The organism is Methylobacterium sp. E-005 (assembly GCF_022829725.1).
Classification (GTDB): Bacteria; Pseudomonadota; Alphaproteobacteria; order Rhizobiales; family Beijerinckiaceae; genus Methylobacterium.
The window spans coordinates 19122-41644 of record NZ_JAKSYG010000045.1 but is presented as its reverse complement, the minus strand read 5'-3'; the positions used below and the strand labels follow the sequence as shown (position 1 = coordinate 41644).

The following is a 22523-nucleotide window of genomic DNA, read 5'->3' as shown; positions in this document are numbered from 1 at the left end:
TTATGCGCACCGTCTCTATGTATGCATGAATGACCCGCTTGTATATTTTGTCAATGCGGAAGCATAATGCCCGACGGAACATACCGGGTGTTGGCAGCCGAAACGCGCCGTCAGCCGGTCGTCCGTACGGTCGGTGACACAACCCATCAAAGACGGTTGAGAACGGTGATTCATTCCGGTCTGCCCATCTCCATGAGGCCTGCATACTGGGACGAGCGCGCTGATCGCGCCGTCCAGAGCGCGCCGTCTGGTCCATGCAGGTGACGGCAGGGGCAGGGCCGACGAACGATCGGGCGCTCGTGGGTCCTTGGGTGTCGCGCCGGAACGATGCTGCGCCTACGCGGCAGCGTGGCCTTTTGCAGAGTCGGCGGAGGAGGGAGGGCCCGCTCCGGCGGATTCACCGTGCAGGAAGGGGATCGGGGCGGATGAGCCACGCGCAGCGTCTGAAGCAGCGGATCGAGGACGAAATCGTCTCGGGCGAACTGGCGCTCGGATCGCGCCTCGACGAGAATCAGCTCGCGGCGCGGTTCGGGGTCTCGCGGACGCCGATCCGGGAGGCGCTGTTGCAGCTCGCCGCGACGGGCCTCATTCAAACGAAGCCGCGGCGGGGCGCAATCGTGAGCGTGCCCGAGCCGCATCTTCTCCTCGCCATGTTCGAGACCATGGCGGAGATCGAGGCGGCGTGCGGGCGGCTTGCGGCCCGGCGCCTCACAGCTGATGACGCGGCCGCTTTGCAGGGCGCCCTGTCGGGCTGCCGCGACGCCATGATGACCGAGGATGCGGAAGCCTATTACGCCGAGAATTACGTGTTCCACACCGTCGTATACCGGGCGAGCCACAATGATTTTTTGGCCGATCAGGCTCTCTCGCTCCATCGCAGGCTGGCACCGTATCGCCGCCTGCAACTGCGCGTGCGCCAGCGCGTGCCGCAATCGCTCGCTGAGCACGAAGCCATCGTGGCCGCGATCCTAGCCGGTGACGCGACGCAGGCGGCCGATGCCCTGCGCAGCCACGTGATCGTGCAGGGCGACCGATTCACCGATCTCGTGGCCGGCCTGCGTCCGCCGAGCGCCGCTTGAGCGCGGACGTCACGATCCCGCTGCGGGTCTGTTCGCTCAAACCGCCTCGGCGGCACCGTAATTGGCCGCGATCACCGACTTTTTCCCGCGGATGTGCTCCCGCAGGAGTACGGCGAGCGCGGCGCCGTCACGGGCGCGCAACAGTTCGATCATGCGCTCGTGCTCGGCGATCGCGCGGGACCACTGGTCCGGGGTCTGGTGCGCGGAGTAGCGCGACCGCTGGATCCGTCCCGACAGGCTGGCGTAGATGTTGGCCAGCACCGTGTTCCGGCTGGCCGCCATGATGGCCTCGTGGATGCGGCGGTTGTGGCTGAAATAGCCAGCCTCGTTGCTCGCCTTCCAGGCCAGGACCATCGCCTCATGGTCCGTGACGATGGCGTCGATCTCCGCATCGCTGATCGTGCGGCACGCCAGATCGCCGGCGGTGGCCTCGAGGCCGGCGATGACCTCCATCATCTCCTCAAGCTCCGTCTCGGAGATGCTGGCCACGCGCGCACCGCGATTCGGCAGAAGCTCGAGCAGACCCTCGGTCGCCAGGATTTTGATCGCCTCGCGGAGCGGCGTACGCGAAATGCCGAAGCGTTCCGTCAGCTCGCCCTCGTTGATCCGCGCCTTCGGCTCCATCTCGCCGGATCGGATCAGCTCGCGCATCCGGTCCGCCACTTGGTCATGGAGGTAGCGGCGGCTGATTCCGATCCCGGCCTCGATCTTGTTCATGGTCCCCCGACGCATGGCAGGTCAGCGCGCCTGTCATCCCTCTGTAGGTGTCCGGCGATTCAGTGTCGAGGCGTGAGCGCCCGATCGAGAATGCGGGCCACATGTTCCGCACGGAGCCCGAGCCCGTCGTGGATTTGATGCCGGCAGCTTGTCCCGTCCGCAACCACCAGATCGTCGGCCGCCTTGGCCCGCAACGCCGGGAACAGCGACAGCTCGGCCATGGCGAAGGACGTCTCGATCGATTCCGGCCTGTAACCGAAGGCCCCGGCCATGCCGCAGCAGCTCGACTCGATCACCCGCACGTCGAGCCCCGGCACGGCGCGCAGCACCGTTTCCACCGAGCCCATCAGGCCAAAGGATTTCTGGTGGCAATGCCCGTGGAGGTGGGCCACGCGGCCCCCCTGATGCGCCAGAGGGAGCTCGATCCGCCCCGCGGCGAGGTCGGTGGCCAGCAATTCCTCGAACAGCAGCGATTGCCGGGCGAGGAGCGCAGTGTCCGGTCCCGGCAGGAGAGATCCAAACTCATCCCGGAAGGTAAGAAGGCAGGACGGTTCCAGGCCGACCACCCGCGCCCCCGCCCGGATGAAGGGGAGGAACGTGTCGAGGGTCCGCTGCGCCTCCTGCCGCGCCCGGTCGGTCTGGCCCGAGGCGAGCCAAGTCCGGCCACAGCAGAGGGGACGTCGGCCGCGGTTCGGGTAGACCCGGTGCAGGCGATAGCCGGCGGCGCTCAGAACGCGTTCGGCCGCCTCCAGGTTCTCGCGCTCGAAGGCGCGGTTGAAGGTATCGCCGAACAGGATGATGTCGCGAAAATCGCCCTGCACGTCGCCCGGATGAGCAGCCTCCCCCTGCTCGCTCCAGGGCCGGCGCCAGCGCGGCAGCGACCGCTTGGCCGAGAGACCGGCAAACTTTTCAGAGAGTCGCGCCAGTGCCGGATGCCGGTCCCGCAGGTTGAGCAGCGGCGCGAGCTTGGCGGCCGCGCCGGCATAGACCGGCATCTGTGCGATCAGCCGCTCGCGCAGCGGTAGCCCGTGCCGGGCGTGGTAATGGTGCAGGAACTCGATCTTCATCTTGGCCATATCGACGCCGGTTGGGCATTCCCGCCGGCAGGCCTTGCAGGAGACGCAGAGGTCGAGGGTCCGCTTCATCTCCGGGCTGGTGAACGCGTCCTTGCCGAGCTGTCCGGAGATGGCGAGCCGCAGAGAGTTCGCGCGCCCGCGGGTGAGGTGCTGCTCCTCCCGCGTCGCCCGATAGGACGGGCACATGGCACCGCCTGCCAGCTTCCGGCAGGTGCCGTTGTTGTTGCACATCTCCACCGCGGCGCCGAAGCCGCCCCAATCCGACCAGTCGAGCGCCGTCTGCATCGGCTGCGTCACCGCGTAATCCGGCTTGAACCGGAACAGCGCGCGGTCGTCCATGGTGAGCGGGCGGACGATCTTGCCGGGATTGAGCCGGTTCTCGGGATCGAAGGCGTCCTTCACGGTCTCGAAAGCGGAAGTCAGGACCGGACCGAATAGCGGCGCGATGTATTCGGAGCGGGAGATCCCGTCGCCGTGCTCGCCGGAATAGGAACCTTTGTAGCGACGCACCAGCTCGGAGGTCTCCTCCGCGATGGCGCGCATCTTCGCGACGTCGCCCCCCTCCTTCATGTTCAGGATCGGGCGTACGTGCAGGCAACCCACCGAGGCGTGGGCGTACCACGTGCCGCGGGTGCCGTGCTTGGTGAAGACCTCCGTGACCGCGTCGGTGTAGTCGGCGAGGTGCTCCAACGGCACCGCGCAATCCTCGATGAACGAGACCGGTTTGGCGTCGCCCTTCATCGACATCATGATGTTGAGGCAGGCCTCCCGCACCTCCCAGACGGCTTTCTGCCGGGCCGGCTCCACGATCTCGACGACCGCGTCCGGATAGCCGTGATCGGCCAGGCAGGCCTTGAGGCGCTTCAGGTCACGCTTGAGAACGGCGAGATCATCACCAGCGAATTCCGTCAGCAGCAGGCAGTTCGGCTTGCCGCGGGTGATGTCGGCGAGCGTCGTCCGGAAGAGCGGGATATCGGCGCCGAGCACGAGGACGTTGTTGTCCACCAGCTCGACCGCCACCGGATCGAGGGCCACGATATGCTGCGTGGTCTCCATCGCGGCGCGGAACGACGGGAAATGGCAGACGCCCATCACCCGGTGTGTCGGCAGGCGCGAGAGCTTCAGCGTCACCGCCGTGGTGGCGGCCAGTGTGCCCTCCGAGCCCACCAGCAGATGCGCGAGGTTCGGGCCCGGCTCGATCAGCGCGTCCAGATTGTAGCCACCAACCCGCCGCTGCACCTTCGGATAGCGGAGTCCGATCTCATCCCGATGCTCGTGGGCCAAAGCACGCAGCCGCTCGGCCAGGGTTTCGGCGCGGGCGGATCCGGTGACTCCGGTCACCGCGTTGCCGGTCAGGCCGAACGTGAAGGCCTCGCCGTCATTGAAGAGCGCGTTGAGGGAGAGGACGTTGTCGCTCATCTTGCCGTAGCGGAGGGAGCGGGCGCCGCAGGAATTGTTGCCCGCCATGCCGCCGATGGTGCAGCGAGTCGCCGTGGACGGCTCGACGGGGAAGAACCAGCCGTCTGCCTTCATGCGGCTGTTCAAGCGCTCCAGCACCATGCCGGGTTCGACCGTGATCGTGCCGCCCTCCGGATCATAGGCGAGCACGCCGTTGAAGTGGCGCGAGCAATCGATCACCAGTCCCGAGCCGATCGGCTGCCCGTTCTGTGAGGTGCCGCCGCCGCGCAGGATCACCGGCGCGCCATGCTCACCGGCAACGCGCAGGGTCGCGGCGATGTCGGAGGCCGAACGCGGCAGCACCACGCCGGCGGGCATGATCTGGTAGATCGAGGCGTCGGTGCTGTAGCGCCCGCGAGTGAAGGCATCGAAGCGCGCCTCACCCTGCAGCTGCTCCGCCAGCCTGCGCGCCAAGCCGGCATCATGCCGCGCCGCTGCCCGCGGCGCGGTCGCGGTCTGAGCCCTCGTTCCCGTCACGTCCGCATCCTCCCGCGATGGTCCGGAACCACCTGACGGCGAATGTATTCAAAATTCAGCCGCTCGGGAATCGCCGCGTGCGCCCTGCGCGCATCCGGCGCGATACTGGCCGAGCGACACCGGATCGGTGACGGCCGGACCGAGCCGGGCGGCCCTGATGTCACGACAGCATCCGCGTATCCCCGTCGATCGAAATGGCTTGGCCGGAGATGGTCCGGCCCCGCTCAGAGCAGAGCAGCAAGATCTGGTCAGCGAGCTGGCGGGCGGTGACGTAATCCTTGATCGAGACGAATGAGAACGCGCGCGCCTCCATCTCGGCGAAGCTGGTGCCCTGCTGCTGCGCCTTCGCCTCAAGCACCCGCCGTTGGCGGTCTCCTGCGACCAGCCCCGGCAGGATTGCGTTGACCCGAATGCCGTCGCCGCCCAGTTCGATGGCAAGCGACTTGGTGAAGCCGATGACGCCCCATTTCGCCGCCGCATAGGGGCTACGCAGGGCGAAGCCGAATTTGCCCGCCGCCGAGGAGAGGTTGACGATTGAGGCGTTGGCGCTCTGCCGGAGGTGCGGCACGGCGAGGCGCGCGCAGTTGAACTGGCTTGTCAGACAGACAGTGAGACAGCGGTCCCATTCCTCGGGGGCGATCTCCTCCACGCGACCGGTCGGACCGGCGATGCCGGCATTGTTCACGAGCACGTCGAGCCCACCGAGATGATCGATCGCGGCGTCCATCATCGCCGCAACGGCGGCTCGGTCCGCAACGTCGGTGACGATGCGCCCGACGCCCGCTGGCAGGCTGTCCAGGGCTTCCGGGTCGATGTCACAAGCGAAGACCCGCGCACCTTCCTCCAGGAACGCGTCCACGATCGCGCGGCCGATCCCCGCGGCGCCTGCGGTGACCAGGACCCGTGAGCCTGCCAGTCCAAGATCCATGATCAGTCCTTTCCGTGCTCCTCCCGCAATGTGCCGCGGGACAGGATGAAGTCGGCCGCCGCGCGGATGTCGGCGGCAATAGCGGCGGCGGCGGCCGGGCCGTCGCGCGCCTCGATCGCAGCGCGGGCTTCGGCGTGGCGCTTGAGTGCGAAGCCCTGATGCAGGCGCTCCGGGCAGGCGCGTAAATCGAGATTGATGACCGGGCCGGCCTTCAACCAAAGGCGGCCGATGATCTCCAAAAGCGGCGGCAAACCGCATGCGCCGTAGATAGCGAAGTGCAGGTCGCGGTTAAGCTGGACGGCCCGGATCCGATCAGGCTCACGGGATTCCGCCTCGGCCCGGAACGCCGTCTCGACCTGGCGGATCGTGTCGAGCTCGGCCTCCGTCCGGCGGTCCGCGGCGCGGGCGGCCGCGAAGCCTTCGACGGCGATGCGTGTTTCGGCGAGGCACCAAAATGCCTCCGCGCCCATGATCGGCACGCGGATGATTCGCGCCGGGGCCACTTCGAGGACCCCCTCGGCGACGAGGCGGCTCACGGCCTCGCGGACGGGCATGACCGAGACCCCGAAAGCCGCCGCGCTCCGGCGCAGGGACAGCTTATCGCCGGGGGCGAGCCGACCCGAGGCCAGGAGATCCGCGAGCGCCGCGTAGGCGGTGTCGGTGAGGGTTCGTCGATCCAGCTGCGGGAGGTCGGCCAGGGCCGCCAGGGACTCCATCGCCGGAGACTAGACGAAACCGGATCGATCCCGCTAGTGATCTGTGATCACAGCGCCCGAGCAGCCATGCCGGCCTGCATGAGATCCGGGGAGGGCCGTCATGACCGGCAGCGTCGCGATCGTGGGCGTCGGTCTGATCGGCCGGTCCTGGGCGATGATCTTCGCCCGCGCCGGTTGGGACGTGCGCCTGTTCGACGCCGCCGACGGGGTTGCCGAAGCGGCGCTCCCGCTCTGCGTCGAGGGGCTTCATGTCCTTGCGGGAAACGGGCTGTGCCCCGAACCGGACGCCGCCGGGCGCCGAATCCGGTCCTCGGCGAGCCTCGCGGAGTGCCTGGAAGGGGTCGGTTTCGTCCAGGAAAACGGTCCGGAAACGCTCGCCGCCAAGCAGGCGCTGTTCGCCGAACTCGACGCGCAGGCGCCCGTCGAGGCCATTTTGGCCTCATCGTCCTCGGCGATCCGGTGTTCCCTGTTCACCGAAGCGCTGCCGGGTCGGGCGCGCTGCCTGATCGGCCACCCGGTGAACCCACCGCATCTGATCCCGCTGGTGGAAATTTCCGGCGCCCCCTGGACCGCACCCGACGCACTCGCTCGGGCCCGGGCGGTCTACACGCAGATCGGCCAAGTGCCGATCACCGTGCGGAAGGAGATCGAGGGGTTCATCCTCAATCGACTGCAGGGTGCGCTGCTGGCGGAGGCGTTCCGCCTGGTCGCCGACGGCTACGTGACCCCGCAGGACCTCGACCGCACCGTCTCGGACGGGCTGGGTCTGCGCTGGAGCTTCATGGGCCCGTTCGAGACGATTGAGCTGAACGCCCCGGGCGGCATCGCCGATTACTGCATGCGCTACACCGATTTCTACAAGCGCCTTGCAGCTGATCCCGCACCGCCCTCGGTCTACGAGACGCCGGCCACCGAGGCGATCCTCGCCCAATGGCCGGCCAGAACCGATCTGCCCGCCCGCATGCGTCGCCGCGATGCGCGGCTGGCAGCGCTCCGCGCCCACAAAGCTTCACACGAGGATTGATCATGGCCGCACAGCGGAAAGTCATTATCACCTGCGCGGTGACCGGCGCGATTCACACGCCAAGCATGTCACCGTACCTGCCGGTCACCCCGGAAGAAATCGCCGATGCGGCCATTGGGGCCGCCGAGGCCGGGGCGGCCATCGTTCACCTGCACGCCCGCAACCCAGAGACGGGCCAACCCGATCAATCGCCGGAGGCCTTCGCCCCGTTCCTGCCGGTGATCAAGCAGCGGTCCTCCTGTGTGGTGAACATCACGACCGGCGGCGCACCGACCATGTCGATCGAGGAGCGTGTGCGCCCGGCCGCCACGTTCAAGCCGGAGGTCGCCTCCCTGAATCTCGGCTCGATGAATTTCGGGCTGTTCGGCATGCTGGACCGGTTCAAGGATCTGAAGCACCAGTGGGAGCGGGACTACCTCGGCAACAAGGACATCATCTTCCGCAACACGTTCGGCCAGATCGAGCATATCCTGACGACCTGCGGGCCGAACGGCACGAAATTCGAGTTCGAATGCTATGACACCGCGCACCTTTACAACCTGAAATACTTTTTCGATCGCGGCCTCGTACAGGCGCCCCTGTTCATCCAGACGGTGTTCGGGCTTCAGGGCGGGATCGGCGCGCATCCGGACGACGTGATGCACATGAAGCGTACCGCCGATCGACTGTTCGGCGATCAATATCGGTGGTCGGTGCTAGGCGCAGGCCGCAACCAGATGAACATCGCCGCCATGGCGGCCGCGATGGGTGGACATGTCCGCGTCGGGCTGGAGGACAGTCTCTGGGACGGGCCGGGCAAGCTCGCCGAGACCAATGCCACGCAGGTCCGACGGGTCCGGTCGATCATCGAGGGGCTGGGGCTCGCGGTGGCCTCGCCCGACGAGGCACGCGAGATGCTGGCGCTGAAGGGGGGCGACAAGGTCGCGTTCTGAGGCTGCGTCTGGCTGTTGGCAACGGCTCGGCGGGTTAGCCGGGCTGGCCGAACACTCGCTCCAGATCCGCCTGCCCGATCCCGTCGATCTCCAGGATCTTCAGGCGACTCTGGTCGCCCGACACGATCCGCACCGAGCCGCGGCTGACCTTGAAGGCTTTGGCGATCAGCTTCTCGAGCGCCGCGTTGGCGGCGCCCTCCACCGGCGGCGCGGCGACGCGGGCCTTCAGGTAGGACTGGCCCTTCTCGTCGCGGGCCCAGCCCTCGGCAGCGTCGCGCCCGCCGCGGGGCGTGAGCCGCACCGCCAGCCGAACCGTCATCGCGCCAAGCTCAAAAGATCTTGCCGGGATTCAGCCGGTTGTCCGGATCGAGCGCGCGCTTGATCAGCCGCATCGCCGCAATCTCGTCGGGCGAGCGCGACAGCGGCAGCTTCCCGCGCTTCTCCAGGCCGATCCCGTGTTCGGCCGAGACCGACCCGTTGAGGGGAGCCAGCGGCTCATAGATCGCGGCGTCGATCGCGGCGTTGCCGGCGGCGTCGAGGCGCGTTGTGTTCCAGTGCAGATTGTTGTCGCCGATATGGCCGTAAACCACGGCCCGGCAGCCCGGGATGGCGCCGAGCCGTTCCAGCGCACCGCGCACGTAGCCGTCCATCTTCGCCAGCGGCACGCTGACGTCGAAGGCGCGATCGATCCCGTCGGCGTTGAGGTGTTCCACCCGGTCGCGGATGCGCCACATGCCCCGGCGCTGCTCCTCGGAGGAGGCGACGACGGCGTCGAGGATCGTACCCTCGCCCATCAGACCCTCCAGCAGGCCCAGGAACCGCTCGGATTCCTCCGAAACGCACTCCACCTCAATGATGGCGTAGAACGGATAGTCATGGACGAGCGGTGCGGTGGCGCGCCCCGGCGCCGTCATGACGCGATAGAAGTCCGGCCATAGCCCCTCGAAAGACGAGACCCGACCCTGAAAGGCGCTCTGCGCCGCACGCAGCACCCGCGCACCATCGTCAACGCCCGGGCATGCGACCAGCGCGGTGGCATACCCGGCCGGCTCAGGGCGCAGCCGCAGGACCGCCCGCGTGACGATGCCGAGCGTCCCCTCGGTGCCGATGAACAGCTGCTTCAGGTCGAGCCCGGTGTTGTTCTTGATCAGCGGACGCATCGACGAAACCACCGTACCGTCGGCGAGCACGGCTTCGAGGCCCAGGACCATCTCGCGCATCATGCCGTAGCGCAGGACCCGCAACCCGCCGGCATTGGTCGAGATCGCGCCGCCGATGGTCGCCGAGCCCCGGGCGCCGAGGTCGAGGGGGAAGAACAGGCCGCTCTCGGTGGCCGCGTTCTGCACGCTTTCGAGGGTGGCGCCGGTGCCGACCACGACGGTCATGCCGAGCGGATCCACCGGCTCGATCCCGGTCATGCGCTCGGTGGAGAGCGTGATCTCGTCGGGGGCGCAGAGAGTCCCGTCGACGAGGCCGGTCGCGCCGCCGCGCGGAACCACCGCGACCCCCGCCGCGTGGCAGGCCGCCAATACGCCACTCACCTCACCGGTGCTGCGCGGGCGGACCAGCGCGAAGGCCGCGCAGGGCTCGGTGGGCCGCGTCCAGTTCGCCGAGCGCTGGTGCAACTCGTCGCCGGTGACGAGGCCGGACGGTCCGACGATCGCGGCGAGGCGGTCGAGGAGGGCGGCATGCGTCATCGGCGGGATCTCAACGGGAACGGTTGGGGGCAGGAGCCCGCTGCTCTGTCACAGAAAGCCCCGCGCCGCGAGATTGCGCATCAGGGCGCGAGCCCCGAAGGTCCAGGGCTCGCAGGCATCGCAGGGGCGCATGCGGTTGACGAGGCTCCCGAGTTCAGGGCTCGCCACCACGACGCTGTCGTTCTCGACATGGGTGAAGCCGAGACCGGGCCCGTGCCGATCCTGGATCGGCGCGAACATCGTCCCGAGGAGCAGCAGCGCGCCGTCCGGGTACTGATGCGTGTGGCCCATCAGGGCCGCCACCAGCTCGTCGGGATCGCGGCTGATCTCGGCGAGCGGGGACGTGCCCGCCATGCGGAAGCCGTCGGGACCGGTCACCTCCAGCGTCACGGTGGTGCGCCGGATGGTGTCGAGATCGAAGGTCTCGTCGAACAGCCGCAGGAACGGCCCCAGCGCGCAGGAGGCGTTGTTGTCCTTGGCCTTGCCGAGGAGCAGCGCTGAGCGCCCCTCGAAGTCGCGCAAATTGACGTCGTTGGCGAGCGTCGCGCCGACGATCCGCTGATCGGAGGCGACGGCGAGCGCCACCTCGGGCTCCGGATTGTTCCAGTGCGAATCCGGGTGCAGGCCCGCATCCGCCCCGCAACCCACCGCCGAGAGCGGCTGCGCCTTGGTGAAAATCTCGGCATCCGGGCCGATGCCGACCTCCAGGTACTGGCTCCAGGCGCCCTGCGCGACCAGCACCTCCTTGAGCGCCATCGCCTCGGCCGAGCCGGGCTTCAACCGGCGCAGGTCCTGGCCGACCAGACGCACGACCTCGGCTCGGATCGCCGCTGCGGCGGCAAGGTCACCACGCGCGCGCTCCTCGATCACCCGCTCCAGCATGGAGGTCGCGAAGGTGACGCCGGCCGCCTTGAGAGCCTGGAGATCGACAGGGGCGAGGAGCCAGGGCCGATTCGGATCGCGGTCGTCCGGCGGCGTATTAACCAAGATTGCGTCGAGGCTGCCCAGATCCTCGCCCTCGGCTCCGCGCAGGGCGGCGGCCGGATCACGCTGCTCGCACAGGTCGCTCACGGTCGGCAGGCGGGGCGTGACGTCGATCACCCGCGCCTCGCCCGACGCATCGGCGCGGATCGCCACGACGCTGGGACCCTGCGCGTCCGGCCGCCAGACCCGGCCGACAAGGGCGCCGCTGCACCCGTCGACGGGTAGGATCGCCTGCGCGTTCAAACCGGATAACGACATGGTGCATCCTTTCCCGCCTGAGCCGCGGCCTTCTTCCGGGCCGGGGCGACGCTGGCATAGCATTCCGGAACGCGTGCGGGGCTTGCGCGGTGTTTCACGGCGACCACGCTCGTCACCTGTTCCTATCCGGCAAAATGACAGAACCGGAATATTCTTCAGGATCGCCAAAGTGACGGCTTGCTTTCCCGCTCACGCTCCCGTGTACTGCATTCATAGAGCCGCCGACAGAGCGGCCTTGATCGGGAGGAAGCATGGCCTCGGTGGGAATCCGCGAGGTACGCAAGGCTTTCGGATCGACGAACATCCTCCACGGCGTGTCGGTTGACATCCGCGATGGGGAATTCGTGATCCTTGTCGGCCCGTCGGGCTGCGGGAAGTCAACGCTTCTGCGCATGATCGCCGGGCTGGAGAACATCTCCGGGGGCGAGATCCGCATCGGCGAGCGGGTCGTGAACGATGTGCCGCCCAAGGAGCGGGACATCGCGATGGTGTTCCAGAACTATGCGCTCTATCCGCACCTCACGGTGCGCGAGAACATGGCGTTCTCGATGCGCATCCGGAAGGCGCAGGCCTCCGAGATCGACCTGCGGGTCAATCGGGCCGCGCAGATTCTCGGGCTGACCCACCTCCTCGACCGCTATCCCCGCCAGCTCTCCGGCGGGCAGCGCCAGCGCGTCGCCATGGGGCGGGCGATCGTGCGCGATCCGCAGGTCTTCCTGTTTGACGAGCCACTCTCGAACCTCGACGCCAAGCTGCGCGTCGCCATGCGCACCGAGATCAAGGAGCTGCATCAGCGCCTGAAGACGACGACGATCTACGTGACCCACGACCAGATCGAGGCCATGACCATGGCTGACCGGATCGTGGTGATGCACGACGGGGTCGTCGAGCAGATCGGCCCGCCACTCGACCTCTACGACCGGCCCGACAATCTGTTCGTCGCGGGCTTCATCGGCTCGCCGGCCATGAATTTCCTGTCGGGCCGGATCCGGTCGAACGGCCGCCTGACCTTTGTCACCGATACGGGCCTGACCGTCCCGCTGACCGACGCGCCGGCCGGGGTTGAAGGGAAGCCGCTGATCCTCGGGATCCGCCCCGAGCACTTCGACCTCGCGCCGGATGGGATCGCCGCAGAGGTGGTCGTCGTGGAACCCACCGGCTCGGAGACCATGCTGGCCGTGCGGGCGGTCGGCCAGGATCTTACCTGCGTCCTGCGCGAGCGCGTGACCGAGCGTCCGGGCGAGACCGTGTTTCTGCGCCCGAACCGCGTGCATCTGTTCGACGCCGCCACCGGCCGTCGGCTGCCGACCTGAACGCCTGCCGGACTCTCAAACGGCGGGTCGGCCGACAGATCCGCTGACAAGACGCATCCAGGGAGAAGCCACCCATGCAAGGTCCCGATCGCCGCGCCATCCTCGCCGGCGCAGCCGCGCTCGCCGCTGGCGGCGACCTGTTCGGCTTCGCCAGGGCCTGGGCTCAGAGCGCTGAATGGAAGCCCGAGCCGGGTGCCAGCCTGTCGCTCCTGCGCTGGAAGCGCTTCGTCCCGAGCGAGGACGAGGCCTTCCTGAAGCTGGTCGATGCCTTCACGCAGGCGACCGGCGTCAAGATCACGGTCAGCAACGAATCCTACGACGATATTCAGCCCAAGGCGTCGGTGGCGGCCAATACCGGCCAGGGGCCCGACATGGTCTGGGGCCTGTTCTCCTTCCCGGCGCTCTTCCCCGACAAATGCCTGCCCCTGGAGGATGTCGCCGAGTCCCTCGCCAAGAAATATGGCCCGTGGTTCCCGTCCGCGGAGGCCTACGGCAAGGTCAAGGGCAAGTGGATCGCGATCCCTGTTGCGTTCAACGGCGGATACCCGAACTACCGGATCTCGGCGATGAAGAAGGCCGGGTTCGACAAGTTCCCCACCGATACCGGCGGCTTCCTCGAACTCTGCCGCGGCATGAAGAAGAACAACACGCCGGCCGGCTTCGCGCTCGGCCACGCCACCGGTGACGGCAACACGTGGTGTCACTGGGCGCTCTGGGCGCATGGCGGCAATTTGGTGGACGCCAACGAGAAGATCGTCATCAACTCGCCCGAGACCGCCAAGGCGCTCGAATACGTCAAATCGCTCTACGAGACCTTCGTGCCCGGCACCGTTTCGTGGAACGACAGCTCGAACAACAAGGCCTTCCTGGCCGGCGACCTGTATCTAACCAATAACGGCATCTCGATCTACGCCGCCGCAAAGAAGGACAACCCGAAGCTCGCCGAGGACATGGACCACGCGGTCTGGCCGGTCGGTCCTGTGGGCAAGCCGACCGAGTTCCAGCTCGCTTTCCCGATCCTGGCGTTCAAGTATTCGAAGGCGCCCAACGCCTGCAAGGCATTCATCGCCTTCATGATGGAGGCGTCGAACTACAATCCGTGGCTCGAGCAGGCGCAGGGCTACCTGTGCGAGCCGCTGTCGAACTACCCCAAGAATCCGATCTGGACGGCCGACCCGAAGAACGCGGTCTTCGCCGAAGCCGGGCGGCGCTCTCTGGCAGCCGGCGGCCTCGCGCCGGTGAGCGAGCGGATTGCGGCGGTGCTGGCGGATTTCGTGGTGGTCGACATGTTCGCAAGCCATTGCACCGGCCGCGAGGACGTCAAGGGCGCGATCAAGAACGCCGAGCGCGCCGCCCAGCGCATCTTCCGGAACACCTGACCCCCGGCGCGAGAGGCGACAGCATGGCGCACACGGCCCTGACGCAGCCCGCCCCGGTCGCGGTCCCGACTCGCTCCGGCTGGCAGCGCCTTCGCGCCAGCCGGGGCTGGGCGGGCTTCTGGTTCATGCTGCCGACCGCGCTGATCCTCGGCCTGTTCCTGGCCTATCCCCTGCTCAAGGGCATCTGGCTGTCCTTCACCAATGCGCGGATCGGCCGGGACGGGGTGTTCATCGGCCTGGAGAACTACGCGTGGCTCTGGGACGACGACGTGTTCTGGCTCTCGGTATTCAACGCCTGCCTGTACACGGCGGTTGCCTCGGCCATAAAGTTCGCGGTTGGGCTCTACCTTCCCCTGCTGCTCAACAAGAACATGCCGTTCAAGGCGATCGTCCGGTCGATCGTGCTGATCCCCTTCGTCGTGCCGACCGTCCTGTCGGCCATTGCGTTCTGGTGGATCTTTGACAGCCAGTTCTCGATCATCTCGTGGTCCCTGCGCCATCTCGGCATCATCGACGGCAATATCGACTTCCTAGGCGAGCCGGCTATGGCCCGCGCCTGCGTGATCTTCGCCAATATCTGGCGCGGCGTGCCCTTCATTGCGATCACGCTGCTCGCCGGTTTGCAGACGGTTTCGCCGTCGCTCTACGAGGCCGCGACGCTCGACGGCGCCTCGAACTGGCAGATCTTCTGGCGGATCACCCTGCCGCTGCTGACGCCGATCATCGCGGTGGTGATGACCTTCTCGGTGCTGTTCACCTTTACGGATTTCCAGCTGATCTGGGCCATGACCCGCGGCGGACCGGTGAACGCCACGCACCTGATGGCCACTCTGTCGTATCAGCGCGGCATCCTCTCGGGGACGCTGGGGGAGGGGGCGGCGATCGCCACCGCCATGGTGCCGTTCCTGCTCGCCGCCATCGGAATTTCTTGGTTCGGCCTGCAGCGCAGGGCTTGGCAGGCCGGGGAGTCCGACCGATGAGTGCGCCCGCACCGCCAGCCCATGCCGACCCGCTCCGCACGCCCATCGTGGCGTCCGGGGCCGCCGGGCTCACCGACAATTCGGAGGGCATGGCCTATCTCGAGCGGCTGCCCCGGCGGCTCGTGACCACATACCTGCCGCTCGCCATCATCCTGATCGTGCTGCTGTTCCCATTCTACTGGATGGCGCTCACCGCCATCAAACCGGATGAGCAGCTGATCGACATGGAGCGGTTCAACCCATTCTGGGTCGTGGATCCCACGTTCAAACACATCCACAAGCTGCTGTTCGAGACGCAGTATCCGCGCTGGCTCTGGAACACGATGTACGTGTCGGTGGCCGCCACGGCGCTCTCGCTGTTCGCCAGCGTGCTGGCCGCCTATGCCTGCGTACGGGTCCGCTACCGCGGCGCCGGTTGGGTCGGAGCCGCGATCTTCCTCGCCTATCTCGTGCCGCCCTCGATCCTGTTCATCCCGCTCGCCACGATCGTGCAGGCCTACGGATTGTTCGACTCGCCGATCGCCCTGATCCTGGCCTATCCGACCATCCTGATCCCGTTCTCGACGTGGCTCCTGATGGGCTACTTCAAGACCATTCCCTACGAGCTGGAGGAATGCGCGCTGATGGACGGCGCGAGCCGCTGGCAGATCCTCACGAAGATCATTCTGCCACTGGCCTTCCCGGGCCTGATCTCGGCCGGTATCTTCTCGCTGACGCTGTGCTGGAATGAGTTCATCTACGCCCTGACCTTCCTGTCCTCGACGCAGAACAAGACGGTGCCGATCGCCGTGGTGAGCGAGTTCGTGGACGGTGACGTCTACAAGTGGGGCTCACTGATGGCGGGCGCGCTACTGGGCTCGCTGCCGCTGGTGATCCTGTACTCGTTTTTCGTGGAATACTATGTCTCGGCCCTCACCGGCGCTGTCAAGGAATGAAGCCGGATCGAACATCAGTTCGACAGCCACCCATGTCTTCGCTTTGACCCAGAGATGAGGGAGTGCAGCGAAGCCCACGGAGGAGCGCTTCAGCCAGCGCTCCAATTCCCGGAACCCATCCCCGAGGCCCGCTGAGGCGGTCACCCTGGAAGAGGGTGCAGATTGGATGCACTGGCACGGCTGGACCCGGGCGCCCGGCGAGACGCATACCGTTGCCACACGGGCTCGACTGCGCGGACAATGGGCGCCGCCGCTTATCAGGAATCGCGGACCGCCCCCATAGAAGGTCACGCCATGGCCCATTTCATCGACACCCGCGCCAGCTTGATCAACGATGCCCTCGAAGGTCTTGTCGCCGCGAGCGGCGGACGCCTCGCCCGGCTCAGCGGCGATCCCGGCATCCGCGTGGTGCTGCGCGCGAAGATCGATCCCGCGAAGGTCGCCGTGGTGTCGGGGGGCGGATCCGGTCACGAGCCGGCCCATGCAGGCTTCGTCGGGCTCGGAATGCTGAGTGCGGCCGTCTGCGGCGACGTCTTCGCTTCGCCGAGCGTGGATGCGGTTCTGGCCGGAATCCTCGCCGTCACAGGTCCCGCCGGGTGCCTGCTCGTCGTCAAGAACTACGCGGGTGACCGACTGAACTTCGGTCTCGCCGCGGAGCGCGCCCGGGCTCTCGGCCACAAGGTCGAGACCGTCATGGTGTCCGACGACATCGCCCTACCGAAATCCAAGCAGCCCCGCGGTATCGCCGGCACCCTGTTCGTCCACAAGGTCGCCGGCCACGCCGCAGAGGCGGGCGCCCCGCTGGAGAATGTGGCGGCCCTCGCGCGCCGGGCCGCGGCCTCAGCGAAGTCCCTCGGTATCGCGGTCTCGACCTGTACGATCCCCGGTGCGCCGCGTAGCGCGCGGTTGGGGGAGGGGCAGGCCGAGCTGGGCCTCGGCATCCACGGTGAGCCCGGGGTGGAACGCATCACGCTGCCACCGGCGAGCGATCTGGCCCGGATGATGGCGGACCGCCTGTCCGGAACGGTCGCGGGCGACCGGTTCGCGCTGATTGTCAACAATCTCGGCTCGGCTTCCGCGCTTGAGATGCAGATCCTGACCCGGGCGGTCCTCGCTACCGAGCTCGGCAAGCGCGTTCATCTGCTGATCGGGCCCGCGCCGCTGATGACGGCCCTCGACATGCACGGCGCTTCGCTCTCGATTCGCCCGCTCGACGACGACCTCGAAGCTGCCCTGACGGAGCCGGTCCCGCTGCCGGCCTGGCCCGGCGCCATAAGAGTCGTGCCGCCGGTCTGCCGCCCGCTGCCCGACGGACTGACCGAAGAGACCTTCACGCCGTCGCATGATGCCGTGACGGCCGGTCGGATCGCCGCCGTCGCGCATGCGCTGATCGCCGTTGAGGAAAGGCTCAACGCCCTCGACGCCAAAGTTGGCGACGGCGATGCCGGGACAACCTTCGCAGGCGCAGCACGCGCTGTCCTTGCCGATCTTGACCGTCTGCCGCAGGCGGATGCCCCAGCCCTGTCTCGGGCATTGGCCGAGCGGATCGGCCGGGCGGTTGGCGGATCGAGCGGGGTCCTCGGATCGATCTTCTTCGCCGCGGCGGCCGCCGCGCTGGCGGAGGGGGCTGCCTGGCCGGGGGCGCTGGATCAGGGCGTCGCGCGGGTCCAGAGCTACGGCGGTGCCAAGCTGGGCGATCGTACGCTCCTGGATGCACTCGTTCCCGGCATTGAAGCCTTGAAAAGCCGCGGGCTCGTCGCAGCCGCCCAAGCAGCCCGCGCGGGGGCCGAGGCCACCGCACGAATGGATCGGGCGGGTGCCGGCCGCTCCAGCTACCTTGCCGCCGCCGATCTCGCGGGGGTGCAGGATCCCGGCGCAGTTGGCGTCGCGGAGGCGTTCGCGGCCCTGGCCGGCTCGTAGGATCGGGCGGACAATTATTGGGGCGAAGCCGGGTCGGTGCGGCGCAATTGACCCTGCCGCACGCCAAGCCTACGCCGGAAAGATGCGCCGTTGCCTGATCCTCGATGATTACCAGCAGGCGGCCCTTTCCCTGGCCGATTGGTCGCGGCTCGCCGACCGGGTCATGGTCTCGGCCATCTCGGAGCACATCGCCGACCGCGATGCCCTCGTGGCGCGGATTGCGGAGGCCGAGATCCTGGTGATCATGCGGGAGCGCACGCCGTTCCCGGCGGCGCTGCTGGAGCGGCTGCCGCGGCTCGAACTCCTGGTCACGAGCGGCCCGCGCAACCTCGCCATCGACATCGCCGCCGCTCAGGCCAGAGGCATTACGGTCTGCGGAACGGAGTCCAGCCCGACGCCACCCACGGAGCTGACCTGGGCTTTGATCCTCGGCCTCGCCCGGCATCTCCCGGCGGAAAATCAGGCGCTGCGCACCGGCGGTCCCTGGCAGAGCACGATCGGGACCGACCTCGCTGGGGCGACCCTCGGCATCATGGGACTCGGCAAGATCGGAACGCGGGTCGCCACGATCGGGCGCGCCTTCGGCATGCGGGTGATCGCCTGGAGCCCGAACCTCGACGCCGACCGGGCGGCGGCTGCCGGCGTCGAGCTGGCGCCCTCGAAGGAGGCGCTGCTGGAGGCGAGCGATGTCGTGACCATCCACCTCGTCCTCGGCGACCGCACGCGGGGTCTGCTGGGCGAGGCCGAGCTGCGCCGGATGCGCAAGAGCGCACTTCTGGTGAATACATCGCGGGCGCCGATCGTCGATCAGCTGGCGCTGCGTCGGGCGCTGGGGGAGGGCTGGATTGCCGGCGCCGGCCTCGACGTGTTCGAGACCGAGCCGCTTCCCGCCGACGATCCCTTCCGCCGGCTGCCCAACCTGCTGGGGCTGCCGCATCTCGGCTACGTCACGCGGAACAACTACCGGACGTTCTCCACCCAGGCCGTTGAGGATGTCGAGGCTTGGCTGGCCGGCGCGCCGATCCGGATTCTGAGCTGACGCCTCATCCGGCCTGCGGGTCGAGCGCGTCCGCAACGCCGTCGCCGAACACATTGAGCGCGACCAACGTTGCGATCAGGAAGAAAGCCGGGGCGGCCAGCATATGAGGCGCGGCCTCGATGGAACGCGCACCGTCGGCGACGAGCACGCCCCAGCTGGTCTGCGGCTCCTGCACGCCGAGGCCGAGGAACGACAGGAAGCTTTCCAGCAGGATCACCTGCGGCACCAGCAGCGTCGCGGTGACGGCGACCGGTCCCAGGGTATTGGGCACGATGTGGCGCGCGATGATGCCGGGCGCCCTGACACCCAGCGCCCGCGCCGCACGGACGAAGTCGCGCTCGCGCAGCGAGAGGGTCTGGGCGCGCACCACGCGGGCCATATCGAGCCATTCCACGGCCGCGATCGCCACCAGCATCAGCGTCAGGCTCGGGCGGAAGAACACCAGCAGCAGGATGACGAAGAAGACGAACGGCAGGGCGTAGAGCACGTCCACGCAACGCATCATGGTGGCGTCGATCGCCCCGCCCAGGAAGCCCGCCGTGGCACCGTAGGCGACGCCGATCAGCAGGGCCACGAGGCTCGCGGCGAGGCCGATCGCCAGGGAGATGCGGCCGGCTGCGAGGCAGCGTGTGAGCAGATCGCGCCCCTGCACGTCGGTGCCGAAAAGGAAATGCAGGCGCCGGACCTGCACCGTGACCACGAGGCTGCGACCGCCGTCGCGCTCCTCCTGCACGGCGGGCTGGCCGAACAGCCCGGAACGCGGCAGGTAGACGAGGCTGCGCCGGTCCACGCCTGCGTCGGAGGCGAGGGTGAGGCGCAGGGTGTCGCCTTCGCGTGCCGTTGCGTCGAGGTGCACCCGCATCCGGAATGCCAAGCGTTCCAGCGCCGGCCCCAGATGCGAGGCATCGGGCTGCGCCGCGAGGCCCGCCGGCAATTGGCGCAGGTCCGGGTAGGCGCGGTCGGGATCATGGCCTGTGAGCGCGGGACCGGCGAGACAGGCCAGAGCGATCAGCATCAGTACGGTGAGGGCCGCCAGCGCTGTGCGCATGCGGGCGAGTCGCGCCAGGGTGCGTCGGGCGGGTCCCGCCGTGGCGACGGCCCCGCTCAAGCCGCCACCCGGAGACGGGGATCGAGCCACGCGCAGGCGAGGTCTGCCGCGAGGTTGAGGGCGATCACCAGCCCGGCGACCAGCAGGACCGTCCCCATCACGAGGGTATAATCCCTGTTGAGCGCTCCCTCGACGAAGTAGCGACCGATCCCGGGCAGACCGAAGATCGTCTCGACCACCACGGATCCGGTGAGCAGCGACGCGGCGAGCGGGCCGAGATAGGCGACCACCGGCAGCAGCGCGCCCCTTAGCGCATGCCGGGTAACGCGCAGCGGCGGCAGGCCGAGGCTGCGCATGGTCCGCACCGGCTGCGTTCGCAGCACCTCCGCGAGCGAGGTCCGGGTCAGTCGCGCGAGGGCGCCGACCTGCGGCAGGGCCAGGGTGATGACTGGCAACACGAGGTGGCTCGGCGCCCCGTCGGCCCAGCCGCTCAGCGGCAGCCAGCGCAGGCTGAGCCCGAAGGCGATCTGGAGGAGCGGCGCAACCACGAAGCTCGGCAGCGACAGGGTCAGCGCCGCGCCGATTCCGAGGAGGCGATCGACTGCACCGCCGCGCCGAAGGGCCGCCGCGATCCCGAGCCCGACACCGAGGCTCGTGGCCACAAGCAGCGCCAGGCCGCCGAGCACCCCTGAGACCGGCAGTCCCCGGGCGATCAGGTCGAGCACGCTCCGATCGCGGAACGAGAAGGACGGCCCGAGATCGCCCCGCGCGAGCGCGGCCAGATAGCTGCCGAACTGCGCGAGCAGCGGCCGGTCGAGGCCATAGACCCGCCGCAGGTTCTCCAGGGCGGCGGGGGCCAGGGGTCGTTCGAGGTCGAACGGGCCGCCGGGGGCGAGCCGCATCAGGAAGAAGCTGACGGTCACGACGGCGAGCAGCGTCGGGATCGACTGGGCGATGCGCCGCAGGATGAAGCGGATCACGCGTCGAGCCTCAGGAACCGCGTCGGCGCGGCATTGCGCACATTCGGGTGGTAGCCGTGCAGCCGCGGGGCGATCAGCGCCTTCGAGCGGTAGTGCATCAGCGGGATCCAGGGCAGTTCGCGCAGCGCGATCGCCTCGGCGTCGTAGAGCAGGTCGGCCCGGCGGCTGAGATCACGCTCGGCGGCGGCCTGGGCCAGGAGCGCGTCGTAGGCCGGATCCGACCAGTGGCCGGCGTTGAGACCGTCGTTTCCGCTCTGGAGCAGGAACAGGAAGTTCTGCGGATCGGCATAGTCGGCGATCCAGCTCATGCGGGCGACATCGAAGTCGCCGCCGTCGCGCAGATAGGCGAAATGCGTCTTGGCGTCGGTGTAGACGTACCGGGTCACGACCCCGAGGTCCCGCCACATCTCGCCGATCGCCACCGCGACAATCCGGTTGTTGTCGCTGACGTTGAATCGGTACTCGACCGTGAGCGGCCGGTCCGGACCGAAGCCGGCCTCCGCCAGCAGACGGCGCGCCTCCTCCTCGTGGTCGATCGGCAGTCCTGAGCGTCCCGCGGTCTCGGGCGGGGTCCGGTAATTGTCGAGGCCGGGCGGGCACAGGGAATAGGCGGGGCTCATGGTGCCACCGTTCAGGCCAGCGGCGAGGTATTCCCGGTCGATCACGAGCGACAGGGCCTGACGGACCCGCCGGTCCGAAAACGGCGCCTTGCGCGTGTTCACTGCGAGGGCCGCCAATCCGAGCGAGGGCCCGAGCACGACTTGGCTTCCGAACCGGCGGCGCAGGTCGGCGATCTGGTCGGCGGGCAGATCGGAGAGCGAGTCGAGTTCTCCGGCGGCGTAGCGGCGCACGGCCGCCGCCATGTCGGGCGTGGGCAGGAAATCGACCCGCCGGATCGCGACGGAGGCCGCGTCGGGATGATGCGGATTGGCCTCCAGCCGGACCGCGCCGCCCGGAACCGTGTCGGTGAGCCGGTAGGGTCCATTGGTAACGAGATTACCCGGCCGGGTGAACGATTCGCCGTAGCGTTCCACCGAGGCCCGATGCACGGGAAGCGCGGTCTGATGGGTGAGGAGTTCCAGGATGTAGGGCGTCGGCTGTTCGAGGGTGATCGTCAGCGCAAGCGGACCGTCCGCGGTCACGCCGAGCACATTCACAGGCTTCTCGCCGCGATTGATCGCGGCGGCGTTCAGGATCGGGAACAGGATCTCGGCGTATTTCGCGCCTGTGGCCGGGTCGAGGATCCGGCGCAGCGAGAACACGAAATCCTCCCCGGTAACCGGCTCGCCGTTCGACCAGCGCCCATCGGGCCGGAGGTCGAAATGCAGGGTCAGGCCGTCCTCCGAGATGGTCCAGGCCTTCGCGGCGCCGGGTATGATCGTGCCTTGGTTGTCGTAGGTGAGGAGCCCGTCGCAGAGATCGCGCAGGATCTGCGCCTCCGCCACCGTCGAGGAGCGGTGCGGATCGAGCGTCTCCGGGTCGGCATCGTTGCCGCGGTGGTAGATCGGCTCCGCCGCCGCGGCCGGCCGCACGGTGGCGAGCGCGGCAGCGCCGGCGAGCCAGTCGCGCCGGCGCAGGCGCAT

Annotated in this window: 19 protein-coding genes; 9 read left to right on the top strand and 10 right to left on the bottom strand. The window is 68.2% G+C overall.

The window, feature by feature from the left end; all coding sequences use genetic code 11:
• The first annotated feature begins 425 nt into the window (after nucleotides 1-425).
• Nucleotides 426-1079 carry a GntR family transcriptional regulator gene (locus tag MKK88_RS04180; protein WP_243997345.1) on the top strand — a complete coding sequence of 218 codons (654 nt, stop codon included), beginning with the start codon at nucleotides 426-428 and terminating at the stop codon, nucleotides 1077-1079.
• 36 nt (nucleotides 1080-1115) lie between these two features.
• On the opposite strand, the gene MKK88_RS04175 is transcribed toward MKK88_RS04180, so the two are convergent.
• The 4 genes from MKK88_RS04175 to MKK88_RS04160 form a co-directional block, all read right to left on the bottom strand.
• Nucleotides 1116-1796 carry a GntR family transcriptional regulator gene (locus MKK88_RS04175; RefSeq protein WP_243997344.1) on the bottom strand — a complete coding sequence of 227 codons (681 nt, stop codon included), beginning with the start codon at nucleotides 1794-1796 and terminating at the stop codon, nucleotides 1116-1118.
• Between the two features lie 59 nt (nucleotides 1797-1855).
• Nucleotides 1856-4807, bottom strand: a complete 2952-nt coding sequence (locus MKK88_RS04170) for an FAD-binding and (Fe-S)-binding domain-containing protein (RefSeq protein WP_243997343.1) — start codon at nucleotides 4805-4807, stop codon at nucleotides 1856-1858.
• Between the two features lie 160 nt (nucleotides 4808-4967).
• On the bottom strand, nucleotides 4968-5735 hold the full coding sequence (locus tag MKK88_RS04165) for an SDR family oxidoreductase (RefSeq protein ID WP_243997342.1): 768 nt from the start codon (nucleotides 5733-5735) through the stop codon (nucleotides 4968-4970).
• 2 nt (nucleotides 5736-5737) lie between these two features.
• On the bottom strand, nucleotides 5738-6451 hold the full coding sequence (locus tag MKK88_RS04160) for a GntR family transcriptional regulator (protein ID WP_243997341.1): 714 nt from the start codon (nucleotides 6449-6451) through the stop codon (nucleotides 5738-5740).
• Between the two features lie 100 nt (nucleotides 6452-6551).
• On the opposite strand from MKK88_RS04160, the gene MKK88_RS04155 reads away from it, so the two are divergent.
• Nucleotides 6552-7475, top strand: coding sequence for a 3-hydroxyacyl-CoA dehydrogenase (locus MKK88_RS04155; protein ID WP_243997340.1), 924 nt, complete (start codon nucleotides 6552-6554; stop codon nucleotides 7473-7475).
• Nucleotides 7476-7477: 2 nt separating this feature from the next.
• Nucleotides 7478-8407: a 3-keto-5-aminohexanoate cleavage protein gene (locus MKK88_RS04150; RefSeq protein ID WP_243997339.1), complete on the top strand. Its 930-nt coding sequence runs from the start codon at nucleotides 7478-7480 to the stop codon at nucleotides 8405-8407.
• 34 nt (nucleotides 8408-8441) lie between these two features.
• Here the strand turns inward: MKK88_RS04150 and MKK88_RS04145 are convergent, their stop codons facing one another.
• Genes MKK88_RS04145 through MKK88_RS04135 form a run of 3 tightly spaced genes read right to left on the bottom strand, consistent with a single transcriptional unit; the run spans nucleotide 8442 to nucleotide 11346 of the window.
• Nucleotides 8442-8726, bottom strand: coding sequence for a DUF167 domain-containing protein (locus MKK88_RS04145; RefSeq protein WP_243997338.1), 285 nt, complete (start codon nucleotides 8724-8726; stop codon nucleotides 8442-8444).
• A 10-nt stretch (nucleotides 8727-8736) separates the two neighbouring features.
• Nucleotides 8737-10104: an FAD-binding oxidoreductase gene (locus MKK88_RS04140; RefSeq protein ID WP_243997337.1), complete on the bottom strand. Its 1368-nt coding sequence runs from the start codon at nucleotides 10102-10104 to the stop codon at nucleotides 8737-8739.
• A gap of 48 nt (nucleotides 10105-10152) precedes the next feature.
• Nucleotides 10153-11346, bottom strand: coding sequence for a fumarylacetoacetate hydrolase family protein (locus MKK88_RS04135; RefSeq protein ID WP_243997336.1), 1194 nt, complete (start codon nucleotides 11344-11346; stop codon nucleotides 10153-10155).
• A 251-nt stretch (nucleotides 11347-11597) separates the two neighbouring features.
• On the opposite strand from MKK88_RS04135, the gene MKK88_RS04130 reads away from it, so the two are divergent.
• The 6 genes from MKK88_RS04130 to MKK88_RS04105 all read left to right on the top strand — a co-directional run bounded on the left by MKK88_RS04130 (nucleotide 11598) and on the right by MKK88_RS04105 (nucleotide 18912).
• Nucleotides 11598-12659, top strand: coding sequence for an ABC transporter ATP-binding protein (locus MKK88_RS04130; RefSeq protein ID WP_243997335.1), 1062 nt, complete (start codon nucleotides 11598-11600; stop codon nucleotides 12657-12659).
• 74 nt (nucleotides 12660-12733) lie between these two features.
• The gene (locus MKK88_RS04125; RefSeq protein WP_243997334.1) at nucleotides 12734-14038 is read left to right on the top strand and encodes an ABC transporter substrate-binding protein; all 1305 of its coding nucleotides are present in this window, start codon (nucleotides 12734-12736) and stop codon (nucleotides 14036-14038) included.
• A gap of 23 nt (nucleotides 14039-14061) precedes the next feature.
• Entirely contained in the window at nucleotides 14062-15018 is a 957-nt protein-coding gene (locus MKK88_RS04120; protein ID WP_243997333.1) for a carbohydrate ABC transporter permease, read from the top strand.
• A complete protein-coding gene (locus MKK88_RS04115) occupies nucleotides 15015-15953 on the top strand; it encodes a carbohydrate ABC transporter permease (RefSeq protein ID WP_243997332.1) in 939 nt (312 codons plus the stop codon). The genes MKK88_RS04120 and MKK88_RS04115 overlap by 4 nt, the downstream gene beginning before the upstream one ends.
• Before the next feature lie 294 nt (nucleotides 15954-16247).
• The gene (locus tag MKK88_RS04110) at nucleotides 16248-17873 is read left to right on the top strand and encodes a dihydroxyacetone kinase subunit DhaK (protein WP_243997331.1); all 1626 of its coding nucleotides are present in this window, start codon (nucleotides 16248-16250) and stop codon (nucleotides 17871-17873) included.
• An 82-nt stretch (nucleotides 17874-17955) separates the two neighbouring features.
• A complete protein-coding gene (locus MKK88_RS04105) occupies nucleotides 17956-18912 on the top strand; it encodes a D-2-hydroxyacid dehydrogenase family protein (RefSeq protein WP_243997330.1) in 957 nt (318 codons plus the stop codon).
• 4 nt (nucleotides 18913-18916) lie between these two features.
• Here MKK88_RS04105 and MKK88_RS04100 read toward each other — a convergent pair whose 3' ends face one another.
• The 3 genes from MKK88_RS04100 to MKK88_RS04090 are packed head-to-tail and all read right to left on the bottom strand — an operon-like array spanning nucleotide 18917 to nucleotide 22523.
• Nucleotides 18917-20020 carry an ABC transporter permease gene (locus tag MKK88_RS04100; RefSeq protein WP_409566615.1) on the bottom strand — a complete coding sequence of 368 codons (1104 nt, stop codon included), beginning with the start codon at nucleotides 20018-20020 and terminating at the stop codon, nucleotides 18917-18919.
• Nucleotides 20017-20940, bottom strand: a complete 924-nt coding sequence (locus MKK88_RS04095) for an ABC transporter permease (protein WP_243997328.1) — start codon at nucleotides 20938-20940, stop codon at nucleotides 20017-20019. Before MKK88_RS04095 ends, MKK88_RS04100 begins: the two co-directional genes overlap by 4 nt.
• Entirely contained in the window at nucleotides 20937-22523 is a 1587-nt protein-coding gene (locus MKK88_RS04090; protein ID WP_243997327.1) for a peptide ABC transporter substrate-binding protein, read from the bottom strand. Before MKK88_RS04090 ends, MKK88_RS04095 begins: the two co-directional genes overlap by 4 nt.

Bases quoted from the DNA above. Each gene is read 5' to 3' on its own strand.
- MKK88_RS04180 (WP_243997345.1), top strand. From the start codon at position 426: ATGAGCCACGCGCAGCGTCTGAAGCAGCGGATCGAGGACGAAATCGTC.
- MKK88_RS04175 (WP_243997344.1), bottom strand. From the start codon at position 1,796: ATGAACAAGATCGAGGCCGGGATCGGAATCAGCCGCCGCTACCTCCAT.
- MKK88_RS04165 (WP_243997342.1), bottom strand. From the start codon at position 5,735: ATGGATCTTGGACTGGCAGGCTCACGGGTCCTGGTCACCGCAGGCGCC.
- MKK88_RS04160 (WP_243997341.1), bottom strand. From the start codon at position 6,451: ATGGAGTCCCTGGCGGCCCTGGCCGACCTCCCGCAGCTGGATCGACGA.
- MKK88_RS04155 (WP_243997340.1), top strand. From the start codon at position 6,552: ATGACCGGCAGCGTCGCGATCGTGGGCGTCGGTCTGATCGGCCGGTCC.
- MKK88_RS04150 (WP_243997339.1), top strand. From the start codon at position 7,478: ATGGCCGCACAGCGGAAAGTCATTATCACCTGCGCGGTGACCGGCGCG.
- MKK88_RS04145 (WP_243997338.1), bottom strand. From the start codon at position 8,726: ATGACGGTTCGGCTGGCGGTGCGGCTCACGCCCCGCGGCGGGCGCGAC.
- MKK88_RS04140 (WP_243997337.1), bottom strand. From the start codon at position 10,104: ATGACGCATGCCGCCCTCCTCGACCGCCTCGCCGCGATCGTCGGACCG.
- MKK88_RS04135 (WP_243997336.1), bottom strand. From the start codon at position 11,346: ATGTCGTTATCCGGTTTGAACGCGCAGGCGATCCTACCCGTCGACGGG.
- MKK88_RS04130 (WP_243997335.1), top strand. From the start codon at position 11,598: ATGGCCTCGGTGGGAATCCGCGAGGTACGCAAGGCTTTCGGATCGACG.
- MKK88_RS04125 (WP_243997334.1), top strand. From the start codon at position 12,734: ATGCAAGGTCCCGATCGCCGCGCCATCCTCGCCGGCGCAGCCGCGCTC.
- MKK88_RS04120 (WP_243997333.1), top strand. From the start codon at position 14,062: ATGGCGCACACGGCCCTGACGCAGCCCGCCCCGGTCGCGGTCCCGACT.
- MKK88_RS04115 (WP_243997332.1), top strand. From the start codon at position 15,015: ATGAGTGCGCCCGCACCGCCAGCCCATGCCGACCCGCTCCGCACGCCC.
- MKK88_RS04110 (WP_243997331.1), top strand. From the start codon at position 16,248: ATGGCCCATTTCATCGACACCCGCGCCAGCTTGATCAACGATGCCCTC.
- MKK88_RS04105 (WP_243997330.1), top strand. From the start codon at position 17,956: ATGCGCCGTTGCCTGATCCTCGATGATTACCAGCAGGCGGCCCTTTCC.
- MKK88_RS04090 (WP_243997327.1), bottom strand. From the start codon at position 22,523: ATGCGCCTGCGCCGGCGCGACTGGCTCGCCGGCGCTGCCGCGCTCGCC.